The sequence below is a fragment of the Anaerotaenia torta genome (assembly GCF_050433395.1).
GTDB classification, from domain to species: domain Bacteria; phylum Bacillota; class Clostridia; order Lachnospirales; family Lachnospiraceae; genus Mobilitalea; species Mobilitalea torta.
On the sequence record NZ_JBNPXH010000008.1, the window covers coordinates 274,382 to 287,076 of the forward strand.

Annotated in this window: 14 protein-coding genes and 1 pseudogene; 13 read left to right on the forward strand and 2 right to left on the reverse strand. The window is 47.3% G+C overall.

Annotated elements, in window-relative coordinates:
* Positions 1-161 precede the first annotated feature (161 nt).
* The 12 genes and pseudogenes from HNQ56_RS14735 to HNQ56_RS14790 all read left to right on the forward strand — a co-directional run bounded on the left by HNQ56_RS14735 (position 162) and on the right by HNQ56_RS14790 (position 10,177).
* A pseudogene (locus HNQ56_RS14735) lies at positions 162-1,118 on the forward strand (DUF4003 family protein).
* A gap of 198 nt (positions 1,119-1,316) precedes the next feature.
* Positions 1,317-1,883, forward strand: coding sequence for an aminoacyl-tRNA hydrolase (gene pth, locus HNQ56_RS14740; protein ID WP_429147666.1), 567 nt, complete (start codon positions 1,317-1,319; stop codon positions 1,881-1,883).
* 49 nt (positions 1,884-1,932) lie between these two features.
* Positions 1,933-5,442, forward strand: coding sequence for a transcription-repair coupling factor (gene mfd / locus HNQ56_RS14745; protein ID WP_429147710.1), 3,510 nt, complete (start codon positions 1,933-1,935; stop codon positions 5,440-5,442).
* 41 nt (positions 5,443-5,483) lie between these two features.
* Positions 5,484-6,890, forward strand: a complete 1,407-nt coding sequence (locus HNQ56_RS14750; protein WP_429147668.1) for a peptidylprolyl isomerase — start codon at positions 5,484-5,486, stop codon at positions 6,888-6,890.
* A 91-nt stretch (positions 6,891-6,981) separates the two neighbouring features.
* Positions 6,982-7,230 carry a hypothetical protein gene (locus HNQ56_RS14755; RefSeq protein ID WP_429147671.1) on the forward strand — a complete coding sequence of 83 codons (249 nt, stop codon included), beginning with the start codon at positions 6,982-6,984 and terminating at the stop codon, positions 7,228-7,230.
* Positions 7,231-7,506: 276 nt separating this feature from the next.
* Positions 7,507-7,716, forward strand: a complete 210-nt coding sequence (locus HNQ56_RS14760; protein ID WP_429147674.1) for a helix-turn-helix transcriptional regulator — start codon at positions 7,507-7,509, stop codon at positions 7,714-7,716.
* On the forward strand, positions 7,713-8,192 hold the full coding sequence (locus tag HNQ56_RS14765) for a hypothetical protein (protein ID WP_429147677.1): 480 nt from the start codon (positions 7,713-7,715) through the stop codon (positions 8,190-8,192). Before HNQ56_RS14760 ends, HNQ56_RS14765 begins: the two co-directional genes overlap by 4 nt.
* A gap of 190 nt (positions 8,193-8,382) precedes the next feature.
* Positions 8,383-8,520: a helix-turn-helix domain-containing protein gene (locus HNQ56_RS14770; protein WP_429147679.1), complete on the forward strand. Its 138-nt coding sequence runs from the start codon at positions 8,383-8,385 to the stop codon at positions 8,518-8,520.
* Between the two features lie 489 nt (positions 8,521-9,009).
* Positions 9,010-9,177, forward strand: coding sequence for a hypothetical protein (locus HNQ56_RS14775; RefSeq protein WP_312431026.1), 168 nt, complete (start codon positions 9,010-9,012; stop codon positions 9,175-9,177).
* Positions 9,178-9,323: 146 nt separating this feature from the next.
* Positions 9,324-9,617, forward strand: a complete 294-nt coding sequence (locus HNQ56_RS14780; RefSeq protein ID WP_429147681.1) for a DUF6809 family protein — start codon at positions 9,324-9,326, stop codon at positions 9,615-9,617.
* A gap of 1 nt (position 9,618) precedes the next feature.
* Positions 9,619-9,906 carry a DUF6809 family protein gene (locus HNQ56_RS14785; protein ID WP_429147684.1) on the forward strand — a complete coding sequence of 96 codons (288 nt, stop codon included), beginning with the start codon at positions 9,619-9,621 and terminating at the stop codon, positions 9,904-9,906.
* Positions 9,899-10,177, forward strand: coding sequence for a DUF6809 family protein (locus HNQ56_RS14790; protein WP_429147687.1), 279 nt, complete (start codon positions 9,899-9,901; stop codon positions 10,175-10,177). Before HNQ56_RS14785 ends, HNQ56_RS14790 begins: the two co-directional genes overlap by 8 nt.
* Before the next feature lie 509 nt (positions 10,178-10,686).
* On the opposite strand, the gene HNQ56_RS14795 is transcribed toward HNQ56_RS14790, so the two are convergent.
* Together HNQ56_RS14795 and HNQ56_RS14800 are read right to left on the reverse strand one after the other, a co-directional pair.
* On the reverse strand, positions 10,687-11,202 hold the full coding sequence (locus tag HNQ56_RS14795) for a hypothetical protein (protein WP_429147689.1): 516 nt from the start codon (positions 11,200-11,202) through the stop codon (positions 10,687-10,689).
* A 91-nt stretch (positions 11,203-11,293) separates the two neighbouring features.
* Entirely contained in the window at positions 11,294-12,109 is an 816-nt protein-coding gene (locus HNQ56_RS14800; protein WP_429147713.1) for a helix-turn-helix domain-containing protein, read from the reverse strand.
* 350 nt (positions 12,110-12,459) lie between these two features.
* On the opposite strand from HNQ56_RS14800, the gene HNQ56_RS14805 reads away from it, so the two are divergent.
* The gene (locus HNQ56_RS14805; RefSeq protein ID WP_429147692.1) at positions 12,460-12,618 is read left to right on the forward strand and encodes a cysteine-rich VLP protein; all 159 of its coding nucleotides are present in this window, start codon (positions 12,460-12,462) and stop codon (positions 12,616-12,618) included.
* The last annotated feature ends 77 nt before the right edge of the window (positions 12,619-12,695 follow it).

Consider the following 12,695-nt stretch of genomic DNA (forward strand, 5'->3'; position numbering starts at 1 on the left):
TATGGCGTTACTATTTTGAGCAGGTGTGAATCCTATATTGTACAAGAGCAGATGGGATGTTATAATTAGAAATGATGAAATCTCGAAGGAATAATCAAGGCTTTAACCAGGGGGTAAGGATGGAACATATTATAAGGGAATCTTTAAAGTATAAATGTGATATGTTTGCAGACAATTACAATGTGCTGAAAAAGAAGTTTCGATGGGATTATGATATCAATACAAGGCTTGGAGCTTTGCTGTACACTATGGAGAATCGCTGGGCGGATACGGATGCCATTGAACGCTGCCGGAGAATCATTAAGGAGAATACGGGAGTGTTCTCCCAATTTAAAGATAACGTGAATTTTATAACTGCGGTTATGCTGGCCCTCCAGTCAGATCCGAAGCCGATGTTTAAGAGCATACAGAGCGTCTATGATTCTATGAAAAAAGAAGGTTTCTATACCTCTCCCTATCTGGTGCTGGCTGCTATGTCGATTGCATTGCAGGCAGATCCCTATGATTACCGGCGGGTGATTACTTAGGCAAAGAATTATTATGATGCCATGAAGGAGGAGCATCGCTTCCTTACCTCCTCGGATGACTATGGCTTTGCAGCTCTGCTTGCCATGTCGGATAAGCCGGTACGCCAGGCAGTCAGAGAGATGGAGGACTGTTACCGAAGCTTAAAAGGGGAGTACTATGGAGCCAACACAGTTCAGGCTCTGTCCCATGTGCTCACCTTCAGCGAGGAACCGGCGGAGATCAAATGCCGAAGGGTATTGGAGCTGAACAAGGCGATGAAGGCCAGAAAATGCAGAATTGGTTGGGGAAATGAATTGTCCTTTTTGGGAGTCCTGGCTCTGTTGCAGGAGGATGCCAATAAACTGGCAGATGAAATTGCCGCAGTGAGGGATTATCTTAAGAGTAAGAAGGGCTTTGGCAACTGGTCCATAGTCGATACCCATCGGGTCATGTTCTCGGCAGCCCTCGTATGCGACGACTATCTTACGGATATTAAAAAAAGCACTGTAGGATATGCTCTGGCGAATCAGGTGGCAGGAATTCTGGCGGCCCAGCAGATGGCAGTCATGGTTACAGCGGTGGGAGTGGTGACAGAAGTGGCGACGGACTGAGCAGATATAACGTTCTGTTTCCCGGAAGGGAAGCGCAAAGTGAAATGGCTTCAGCATATCATGTATGTTATAAAGGTATCGCCTCCTGGATGGGAAGCGTGGATTGAAATGAGACTTTTTCTTTTTCATCCATAGAGTGGTCTGTTGATCCAGATTAAGTAAAAACGGATTAGAAGGAAGAGAGAGGGTTAATACACAATGCATATTATAGTAGGACTGGGTAATCCGACGAAGGAATATCAGGCGACCAGACATAATATCGGGTGGGATGCCATAACGAGGATATCCGATGACTGCCGCATTCCTCTGGATTTCAGAAAACATAAGGCAATTTGCGGTAAGGGTTATATGAAGGGCGAGAAGGTTATTCTTGCCCAGCCCCTTACCTATATGAATCTCAGCGGTGAGAGCGTGCGCGAGCTGGTTGATTATTATAAAGTAACACCCCAGGAGGTTATCATAATTTATGATGACATCAGCCTGGAGGTGGGACAGCTGCGGATTCGCAAGAAGGGCAGCGCCGGAGGGCATAATGGGATCAAAAGCATTATCAGCCATCTGGGAACCGATGAATTCCCGCGGATTAAGGTGGGAGTAGGAGACAAGCCGAAGGGCTGGGATCTGGCAGATTATGTTCTCTCCCGCTTCTCCCCGGAGGAGAATACCGTTATTCGTGAGGCGCTGAAGGATGTGTCCGAGGCATGTGCCGTCATCGTGGAGGGGGAGCTGGAGGCTGCCATGAACCGATATAACCGTAAAAAATAAGCTACTGACATAGGAGGAACTACTGTTGAAAACCTTTACAGCGCCCCTGATGGAGCTTAAAGAATTTGTTGATCTGAAGGACAATATAAGAAGGAGAACTCTGCCGGTACAGGTTACCGGCTGTATTGATTCCCAGAAATGCCATCTGATGCACGGCCTGGGGGAAGACTTCCGCTACCGTGTTATCGTTACCTATAATGATCTGAAGGCGAAGGAAATATATGAGGATTACCGCCTCTATGATAAGGACGTGCTGCTTTATCCGGCAAAGGATATCATATTCTACAGCGCGGATATTCACGGCAACGCCATTGTGAGGGACCGCCTGAAGGTGCTTCGCAGGCTGATTGAGAACCGGAAGGCGACCATCGTCCTTTCTCTGGAGGGCGGAATGGACCGGTTACTGCCCCTGCAAATGGTGAAGGACCGAATTCTCAGAATAAACGCGGAGTCCTCCATCAAGCTGAATGAATTCAGTGAGGCGCTGGTGCATCTGGGATACGAACGCCAGGCCCAGGTGGAATCACCGGGTGATTTTGCCGTGCGGGGCGGCATTGTCGATGTCTTTCCGCTGACGGAGGATGCGCCCTACCGTATTGAGCTGTGGGGGGATGAAATAGATTCCATCCGAACCTTTGATGTCAGCAGCCAGCGCTCCATTGAACAGGTGGGGGAATTGATTATCTACCCGGCGGCCGAGGTCATTCTGGATGAAAGCAGACGGGCGGCCGGATTGAAGAAGCTGGAAGAGGAAGAAAAGCAGTATTATAAGTCTTTGCGGGAGCAGTTCAAGACCGAGGAGGCTGCCCGGATTCATCAGATCATCCAGGAGTTTAAGGACAATCTGGGGGCCTACCAGGGGTCGGTGGCACTGGAAAGCTATATTAACTATTTCTATGATCAGACCATGAGCTTCTTCCAGTACTTTGATAATGAGGATACCATCTTCTTCCTGGACGAACCGGGCAGGCTGGCGGAAAAGGGCGAGGCCACGGAGACGGAATTCCGTGAGAGCATGATCGGGCGAATCGAGAAGGGATACATTCTTCCCGGACAGACCGATGTGATCTATGGCTATAAGGAGGCCATGGGAATTCTGGCAAATAAGAACGCCGTGCTGGTCAGCACCATGGAGGTTAAGAATAATTTCTACTCTCCGAAGCACAAATACGATTTTACCGTGCAGACGGTTGCTTCCTATCACAATAATTTTGAAGTCCTGGTGAAGGATCTGGAGCGGTGGAAGAAGAATAAATACCGGGTTATTCTGCTGTCAGGTTCCCGTACCAGAGCAATGAGGCTGAGTGAGGATCTGAGGGATTTTAATCTCAGCGCATTCTATGGCGAGGACATGGACCGGGTACTGCAGAGCGGCGAAATTATGGTGGCCTACGGCAATCTTAGAAGGGGCTTTGAATATCCGCTGATTAAGCTGGTCATCATCTCCGAGAGCGATATCTTTGGTGCGGAGAAGAAGAAAAAGAGGAAGAAATCCACCTATGAGGGCAATAAGATCCAGAGCTTTACGGAGCTGGCTCCCGGTGATTATGTGGTGCATGAGAATCATGGTCTGGGAATCTACCGGGGCATCGAAAAGATTGAAGTAGATAAGGTGACGAAGGATTACATTAAAATAGAGTATGGCGGCGGGGGCGTGTTGTATATTCTTGCAACGGGCCTTGACGTGATTCAGAAATTCTCCGGCCAGGAAGGCCGTAAGCCAAAGCTGAATAAATTAAACTCCATCGAGTGGAAGAATACCAAGGCCAGGGTCCGGGGAGCAGTGCAGGATGTTGCGAAGGAATTGGTGGAGCTGTATGCCCAGAGGCAGCAGAAGACCGGCTTTGAATTTGGTGAGGACACGGTATGGCAGAAGGAATTTGAAGAGGCCTTTCCCTACGATGAGACGGAGGATCAGCTTCTGGCTATTGAAGCCACCAAGCGGGATATGGAAAGCAAGCGCATCATGGACCGTCTGATCTGCGGAGATGTAGGCTATGGCAAGACGGAGATTGCGATCCGGGCAGCCTTTAAGGCGGTATCCTATGGAAAGCAGGTGGTGATCCTGGTGCCTACCACCATTCTGGCCCAGCAGCATTATAACACGCTGGTCCAGCGGATGATGGATTTCCCGGTGAGTGTGGATGTGCTGTCCCGTTTCCGCAGCAGCGCGGAACAGAAGAAGACCCTGGAACGGCTGAGAAAGGGGAGTCTGGACATTGTGGTGGGAACCCACAGGGTGTTATCCTCGGATGTGAAGTTTAAGAATCTGGGACTCCTGATTGTGGATGAGGAACAGCGTTTTGGGGTAACCCATAAGGAGAAGATCAAACAGCTGAAGAAGGACGTGGATGTCCTGACCCTGACGGCAACTCCCATCCCCAGAACTCTTCATATGAGCCTGGTGGGTATCCGGGATATGAGCGTCCTGGATGAGCCGCCGGTGGACCGTCTGCCGATCCAGACCTATGTGCTGGAGCATAATGATGAGATTATCCGGGAGGCCATCAGCAGGGAGCTGGCCAGAGGAGGACAGGTATACTATGTTTATAACCGGGTCAACGGAATTGATGAGATAGCGGCCAATGTGGCCAGGCTGGTGCCGGAGGCTAATGTAGCCTTTGCCCATGGACAGATGAATGAGCGGACTCTGGAAAAGATTATGTTTGAATTTATTTCCGGTGAGATTGATGTGCTGGTCTCCACTACGATTATTGAGACGGGCCTTGACATCTCCAATGTAAATACAATGATTATTGACGATGCGGACCGTCTGGGACTCTCCCAGCTCTACCAGCTGCGGGGCCGGGTGGGCCGGTCCAACCGGACGGCCTATGCTTTCTTAATGTATCGCAGGGATAAGATGCTGAAGGAGATTGCGGAAAAGAGGCTGCATGCCATTAAGGAATTCACAGAGCTGGGCTCCGGCTTCAAGATCGCCATGCGTGATCTGGAAATCCGCGGAGCGGGAAACCTCCTGGGCGCGGAGCAGAGCGGACATATGGAGGCCGTAGGCTATGACCTTTACTGTAAGATGCTGAATGAAGCGGTGAAGGAGACGAAGGGTGAGGCAGCCTCGGAGGAAACCTATGAAACTACGGTAGACATGGATATGGATGCCTTTATTCCGGCAACTTATATTAAGAATGAGATTCATAAGCTGGATATTTACAAGCGGATTGCGGAAATTGAAAATGAAGAAGAGATGATGGATATGCAGGAGGAGCTGGTAGACCGTTTCGGCGATATGCCGGCGGCGGTGAATAATCTGCTGAATATTGCTTTGATAAAATCCATCTGCCACAGCCTCTATATCGTGCAGTTGATTCATAAGGAGCATGAGGTAAAGCTGATGATGTATCCAAAAGCGAAGCTGGCGGTTGAAAAGATACCGGAGCTTATGATAAAATATCAGAACAACCTGAAATTAATACCGCAATCCAATCCGTATTTTATATACCGGCTGCCATACACCTCCAAAGGGAAATCGGACACCGTCAGTATCTTTGAAAGCTTATACCGGCTGCTGAAGGATTTTAAGGAACTGCTGCAGAATTAGCAGGGAGGGCAGAGTCATTGGAAGAAAGGGGAATTGGGAATATGAGGGCAAATCGTAGATTTATGATCCTGTTATCGGTACTGCTGCTGACCGCACTGCTGACCGCCTGTCGGGTAGGAGAGGAACGGCATGAATTGACGAATTATATAGGAAAGACGGTCCAGGTCTTTGAAAAGAGGGCCGGCATCGGGCTGGAGGAGCAGGGAACTGCCGTATATGCGGCGGCGAATGTGGTGCAGGTCATGGCTCCGAATGAGAAGATCAGCGCAATCACTCTGCTGGCGGGAGCCGGAGAATATAAGCTGTACGGTGTGGGCATCGGCATGAAGAAAGAGGAAGTGAAGGAACTGCTTGCGGAAAACTTCGGACAGGAGATCACGGAAAGCATCAACTCGGAGAAGAATGCGGTGACCAGTACGTATCTAAAGAGTGACAAGGAGCTGTACGTTTCTTATGATATCGACAAGGAGACTGTGAAAGAGATATCCTTTTATCAGGTGGATATAAGGGAAAAGGAGAAGGAAGAAGCAGAAGAGCAGACGAATTCCGGCGAACTTATGGTGATGGTGGGAAATACCAGGGTCTATTATAATGAGGTCATGGTTTATCTGAAATCCGTCCAGCAGAATTATGAATCGGCTTATGGAAACCAGATCTGGAGCGCCGATATTCTTGGGAATGGTGAGAATTTCGGTGATATGGTTAAGGATGAGGTAATGAACCAGATAACGGAGCTGAAGATCATTCGTGCGGAAGCGGCCAAACAGGACATCTATTTGTCGGAAGAAGAGCTGGCGGAGGCCAATGCCTATGCCAAGGAACATTTTGAAGGACTCAGTGCGGCGGATATTGACAGATACCTGATTACGGAGGAGCTTCTCCGTCAGGTATATGCGGACAACCTTCTTGCGGAAAAGATGTTCGAATATCTGACCATCAACGTGGATACGGAGGTTTCCGACCAGGATTCAAAGCAGATTACCGTCCAGCACATATTAATTCATAACTCGGATTATGACAGTGAAGGAAAGAAAATTGATTTATTCACCGAAGAGAAGGCAGAGGCATATGAGAAGGTGAAGAACCTGCTGGAGCAAGCCAGAACCACAGAAGATTTCTATGCCCTGGCGGAAGCCAACTCTGAGGCGAATACTATAGAATATACCTTCGGTAAGGGTGAGGGTCCAAAAGAATATAATATTTTATTTGAGCAGGCGGCCTTTACTCTGAGGACGGGCCAGGTGAGTGATATTATTACCACGGATTACGGCTGGCATATCCTGTACTGTGTATCGGATTATAACGAGGATGCCACGACCCGGAGAAAGGAAGCAATCATCAGCCAACGCCGCAGCGAGCTGTTTGCAAATCAGTATGCCCAGTGGAGTGCCGAATATGATGTTGTTGTAAACAGCGAGGCCTGGAATGCGCTGAGCTATGAGAAGTAATATGAGGATATAAAAAAGGGGATGCACTGCATCCCCTTAAAATTACGGCAGATATCATGCTGCGATATAACCGCTGGTTTTCAGACGGTCAATGGCGGCATCTATTCTTGCCTCGGAATATTTGGAGCCTTTGATTTTTAAAACGCCGCTCTTTACTTTAGAAATGTCTTTGGAGGGATTCAAATATACATATAAAGAAGTGAAGAGCTTTCATTTTGCTTATTACTTCATTGGAAATACTTTTTGCAGCATAGATCCTTCTTATGCTGATTGGCTTCACGATCGATTCCAAAATAATAGATACTTCCATAATATTCTGAGCATCATCGGACTTGTCTAAGATGATAATGCCTTTGCCGCTGTCATCATTATAGGGGGTTTAAAACGGGTATCAGATCAATGTTCTCCTTTAATATTCTGTCCTTGAATTGAAAGAACCAATCCGAACCTGTTACTACTGTATCATATTTCAACTCTTTTGGCAATATCTCTGTCCAATTAACGGAAATTGTGACTTTTAAAGTTTTAAAATAAATGTAAAATGCACTTGACATTAGATGTAAAGTAAGCTATACTAAAAAAGTAAAGTAAACTATACAACTAAGGAGGCGTAAGAATGCAGACCAGAATACAAGAGCTGCGTAAGGCTCGTAAGGTCACGCAGAATGAGCTGGCGGATGCGGTCAACGTAACGCGCCAGACGATTATTTCTCTGGAATGCGGAAGGTATAATGCATCGCTGGTATTGGCGCACAAGATTGCGCAGTTTTTTGGGGTTTCCATTGAAAAAATATTTATTTTTGATCAGGAGGATGAGAATTTATGAGAGGATTATTATGCGGTACAACAGCAAGAACAAACGAAGAGTATAAAAAGGTAGTGAAGGTTCGCATGACCCGGCTTCTGGGGGTGAGTGTCCTTGGAGCGTTTACCCTTATCCTGTCTTTACTTGCGGAATTCTACTGGAAGGTGGATATCGACGAGAGAATGCTGGGCGTTTATGCAGGCATGGGCAGCGGTCTGATTGTCGTAGGGGTTGTCTTGTGGATTAAGAACCGAATCATTCTGGGGGACGAAGAGAAGCTGAAGGAGAGCCGGCTCAGCAACGCGGATGAGAGAATCAAAGAAATCAGCAATAAAGCATATATGACGGCAACAGCAATCCTGCTCATTGCCATGTATGGAATTGCGTTAATCGGGGGGCTGTTCTATCCGGTGATGATACAGATATTGATCATATTGGTGGGTATATTTGCCCTGGCTTATTTCATAGCTTACCGTGTTTATGATAAGAAAATGTAGGAAGGGATTAGAGAGAAAGGGGATGTGAAAGCATCTCCTTTCTCTTATTCCTCCGGTGCACGGTGAAACCGGAGGGGAGCACAACCTGTGGTTGAGTTTTATTTTTTAAAACTTACCGCTTAAGACATTCCATTTTCCGGTTCCGGTTTGTATAATACAAAATATCAAAGGAAAATGGAGGAGGTTTTATATGGATACAAACAGAATTGGAAAGCAGATTATGACTCTGCGAAAAGAGAGGGGCTACACCCAGGAAAATCTTGCTGAGTTTCTGAACATCAGCCCCCAGGCAGTATCAAAATGGGAGAACGGAGTTTCACATAGTTAAAGATACCACACTACAACTCACGCTTACCTTGCCTGTGGAGATAAAGCCCGGAGGGCTAAAAACAAGAAAAGACGGTATGCACCCCGAAGAGGGGCTGCATACCGTCTTTTCTTGTGGGGATATCCAAAGGGGGCAATGCCCCTTTTGGCACACGACTTTGCGGAGCAAAGTGTAGTGTGTTATACGCTCTGTCAGCGATGCCGTGAAAATGCCGTTGCCGCCGGGAAGGGCAAGGGCGTTTGAAGCGGCAGGAAAGCGGGCGGGAATTTGTGGCGTGGAGCCGCAAATGACAGTCCGCTTTCATCAGCGGACAGGGCGTATATGAAACCCTCGTCTATCGTCCGAACTTCGGGCCAACTTGTCCCGAAGTGGGAATCTGTCTATTTTTTGTATAGACACATGCAAAACTTTATCAACGCTAAAGAGAGCCTTGACTTTTGCCACCGAAAGTCGTAATATAGTTTTGGTGGCAAAAGTAGGAGGTGAATTATGGCCGCTAAAAAAATGGGCAGACCAACGGACGAACCGAAGCCTAATAAACTCCATTTGCGTTTAAGTGATGTCGATTTGAAAATCCTTGATGATTACTGCAAACGTACTGGAAAGACAAGGCCAGAGGGCGCACGAGATGGTATTAAGTGCCTCAAACAAAAATAAAAGGAAGCGGCGTTCCACCCGTCAAAGTTTCTCGCCACTTCCCCCACCAGCACATGCCCGAAAGCAAATGCGGCGTAAATATTATAACATGCGCTGTCATTCCTTTCAAGGCATTGTTGGAAAACAACGATGAAAGGATGGTTTTTATGCAAAGCATTTTAGAACAACTATACTGTGGAAATATCTGCTCGGATTCCAAACGCTACAGCCCGGATTCTCCCTTTGTGGATGCGGCACATCTGAAAAGCCGGAACCTTGACAAGCTCATGGAAAGGCTGGACGATTCCGAAAAAGAATTGTTTGAAAAATACTGTGACGCACAATCAGAAATTGAGGGTATCACCCGATACGATACCTTTACCTATGCCCTGAAATTTGGCATACTGCTTATGGCAGAGGTTTTTATGGGCAAAGACGATATTACCGGGGAGGGCCGCTGATATGAAAAGTATTTTATGTGGCCTGTACAACGGCGATATTATCCCGTGGGAACGGCGCAACCCGCAAAGCGAACAACAGCTTGAACTACTCCGCAAGATAGAGGACGAGGAACGGTATTTCATGGAAAAAATGTCGTTGGACGATTGCCAGCGGTTTCAGGAATTATCCCATATGCATATGGAACTTTCCACCGCTGGAGAAGATAATCTGTTCTCCTATGCGTTTTCGCTGGGTATGCTCCTGACGATGGAGGTAATGAAAGAAACGGAGGGGATATTTAATGACTGAAACTCTCTTAAAACAGTTATACAACGGAGAAATTTACCCCTCAGAAACCATTAACTGTAAAGCCCCGGAATATCGGGAGCTTTCCCATAAAATTAGTGACGAAACAGAGTATTTCAAAAAAATACTTTCGCCGGAGGACTGGAGCCAAATGGAACAGCTTAACGATATGATACATGACAGGTCAGCGGCTTGCAGCTATGAAAATTTCAGCTACGGCTTCCGGCTTGGTGTGGGCTTGATGATTGAAGCTCTTACAGACAGGAATAAGTAAGGACATGCCACTTCGGGCCAACTTGGCGCGAAGTTCCGCAAGGTATCCAGAGGCTTTCCCCCTCTGGAACTCCCCCCACTCGCCGTGTGGCAGAGGTTCCCATGTGAAAGGACATGGGAACCTTTCTGTTTAGTGTGGGCTTCGGCTTATGTCAATGGGCTTTTGCGGCATATGCTCCGTTCCGTCCGCTATTCCACATTCCCATTGACAACGCCTTTCGCCGTTTGGTTTTCTCTGTTCTTTGGAGGAGGTCGGGGGTACGGGGGCAGAACCACCGTAAAAACTAACGATTACCGCAATGTAGCGGAGCCGGTTTTGCCGTAGAATGGAGAGGACGGCAACGGGGCAGGATTTTATCCTGTTCCCCGTTGTCGGCGGCGCAATGGAACGGCAAAAATCCAGCCAGTCAAAGGGTTTAAGAGTGGAGATTTTGCGAATGCAAAATACTACTCGGCCCTTGACTGGCTGGATAGGCATAGCGACTATTTTGATAGTTCAGTAGGGCATTTTTAGCTAGGTATAACGGTTGTTAATAGGTCAAATCGTTTTAAACTGTTGATATACTCCGCAACACAAACGTAATTTTGCAAATCCTTTTCATCTAGCCCTCTAAAGGCATAAAGTTCATCCCAAAGCATAGTACTTCCTTCAACCATAAAGAAACCTGTTACTGTATCTATCCCGACAAAGATTCTGGTAATATCACCACCCCAAACATTTACAGAATCTTTATTTTCATCTTGATACAGAACTTTACCTTTTCCAGCATTCTCAAGGAAAAAGGTTCTTGGTGCAGGGGCCATTCCCTCAGGCAATTTTTCTGCATAAGGCTCATTCTGGGTAACATTGCCAATGACGGCATCAGAAGCACTCTTATCGTGAATCTCGGTCAAAACATACTTTTCTTGTAGATAGTGAAGCAGTTCTGTTCCTGATTTCCTGTTGGGCTTTAACTTTTCTTTATAATGTACCCATATAGATTTCCATTCTTCAAGTATATCCTTGGTTGGCTCTTGTGTTATCATTTCTTACCTCCATCTTCATAAAAACGTGAATATCCATTGTAATTACTCAATTCAACTAATATTTCAATGTTATCACACAACCCATAGCTTGTCATTTCCTTTTCTTCCTGCCCTGCTTTCTACCCGGATTTTTCAAATGCTTGGACTTCCCCAGCACCCTCATCATCACTTCAAATTCAACCTCGGTCAGCTTGGTATAATCAATCCCCAACCGCCGACAATACAGGGCAACCTGTTTCTTCTGTGCGCTTCCCTCAATGCTGGAAACAAACTCTAAATCCTGCTTTAGCTCCCGCACAAAGTCGGTTTCCGGGGCGCTGTCGCTGTCCTGCCTGTGGGCTTGCTTTATGCCCTGAATGATACCGTCCATATCGTCATGCACCACATGACGGAAATATTCGTCCTCGTTGATATGGGAGGCATTCAGTATACGAATATGGCGGTTATATTCACCGGGGTGGTACTTCTTTTCTATGGTGTCCCTCGCCAGATTGATATAGGCATTGAGGTTCTGCACCTGCATACTGGCAATCCCGTCCACATAAATCTCAATGTCGGCCAGTAGCTTCACAAAGTCCCTGTGCGCCGCCATTTCACAAAATAGGCGGGCATTGATTGCTCCGCTTTTTAATAGCTCTATCATGGTATCACTCAAATGCAGTTCCGCAAGGTCTGTGTTTGGGTGATTTTTTGATTCCGTCAGCCCCAGCAGGTAATCAGCGGATACGCCGTAGAATTTCGCCAGCGTCACAATGCTGGTGTGGCTGATGTCCTTGTAGTCCTCTGTTTCATAGTTGCCCAAAGCGGATTTTGAAATGCCCGTCCGCTGTTCCAACTGCTCCAAGGTAAGGCCCCGTTCCACCCGCAAATCCTTTAACCGCTCCTGTATGGTCAAGGCCGCATTCATAGCCGTATCCCCCCTTTTCTCCACATGGGTTTTCTCTGTATTCCCATTATACCATACCTTTCCACAAACGTGGAAATTTTCAATTTTCGCGGCGTTTTCCAACCTTGTGGATATACGGGACGGGCGGCCCAAAAAGTATACACTTGGATTAGTTCATCGATGGACAGCACAAGTGAATGACCGTCCGAAAGGGATACCACCCGCAGGGGAAGCACCGCCATGAACCGCACTTCGGGCCAACTTGGCCCGAAGTTGCCGGGGAGCGTGCCAATGCGGGAATACGCCGCAGGAATGGGGCAGGAACGGCTTTCGGAAGAAACGGCAGAGGACAAAGAAAATGGAGGATACCCATGAGAGATAAACTAAAACCAATCGAGCGCAGGCCGGACGGCTCCCTGCCCCGTATGACACCGGGACAGCGCAGGAGGGCAAACGCCCTCATACGCCGGGAGTGCTGTAACTATGATAACGGCAACTGCCTTTTGCTGGACTGTTGTCCGGCAAATTAGGAGATACAGCAATCAGCACTTTATTTTAACCTGAATTCGGTGTAGGGCATCATTGATCGTCACTTTATCCGATACAG

Coding starts and splice junctions, on each gene's coding strand:
- HNQ56_RS14805 (WP_429147692.1), top strand. CDS start 12,460: ATGAGAGATAAACTAAAACCAATCGAGCGCAGGCCGGACGGCTCCCTG.
- HNQ56_RS14750 (WP_429147668.1), top strand. CDS start 5,484: ATGAGGGCAAATCGTAGATTTATGATCCTGTTATCGGTACTGCTGCTG.
- HNQ56_RS14770 (WP_429147679.1), top strand. CDS start 8,383: ATGGATACAAACAGAATTGGAAAGCAGATTATGACTCTGCGAAAAGAG.
- HNQ56_RS14780 (WP_429147681.1), top strand. CDS start 9,324: ATGCAAAGCATTTTAGAACAACTATACTGTGGAAATATCTGCTCGGAT.
- HNQ56_RS14785 (WP_429147684.1), top strand. CDS start 9,619: ATGAAAAGTATTTTATGTGGCCTGTACAACGGCGATATTATCCCGTGG.
- HNQ56_RS14775 (WP_312431026.1), top strand. CDS start 9,010: ATGGCCGCTAAAAAAATGGGCAGACCAACGGACGAACCGAAGCCTAAT.
- HNQ56_RS14760 (WP_429147674.1), top strand. CDS start 7,507: ATGCAGACCAGAATACAAGAGCTGCGTAAGGCTCGTAAGGTCACGCAG.
- mfd (WP_429147710.1), top strand. CDS start 1,933: ATGGAGCTTAAAGAATTTGTTGATCTGAAGGACAATATAAGAAGGAGA.
- HNQ56_RS14790 (WP_429147687.1), top strand. CDS start 9,899: ATGACTGAAACTCTCTTAAAACAGTTATACAACGGAGAAATTTACCCC.
- HNQ56_RS14755 (WP_429147671.1), top strand. CDS start 6,982: ATGGCGGCATCTATTCTTGCCTCGGAATATTTGGAGCCTTTGATTTTT.
- HNQ56_RS14765 (WP_429147677.1), top strand. CDS start 7,713: ATGAGAGGATTATTATGCGGTACAACAGCAAGAACAAACGAAGAGTAT.
- HNQ56_RS14800 (WP_429147713.1), bottom strand. CDS start 12,109: ATGAATGCGGCCTTGACCATACAGGAGCGGTTAAAGGATTTGCGGGTG.
- HNQ56_RS14795 (WP_429147689.1), bottom strand. CDS start 11,202: ATGATAACACAAGAGCCAACCAAGGATATACTTGAAGAATGGAAATCT.
- pth (WP_429147666.1), top strand. CDS start 1,317: ATGCATATTATAGTAGGACTGGGTAATCCGACGAAGGAATATCAGGCG.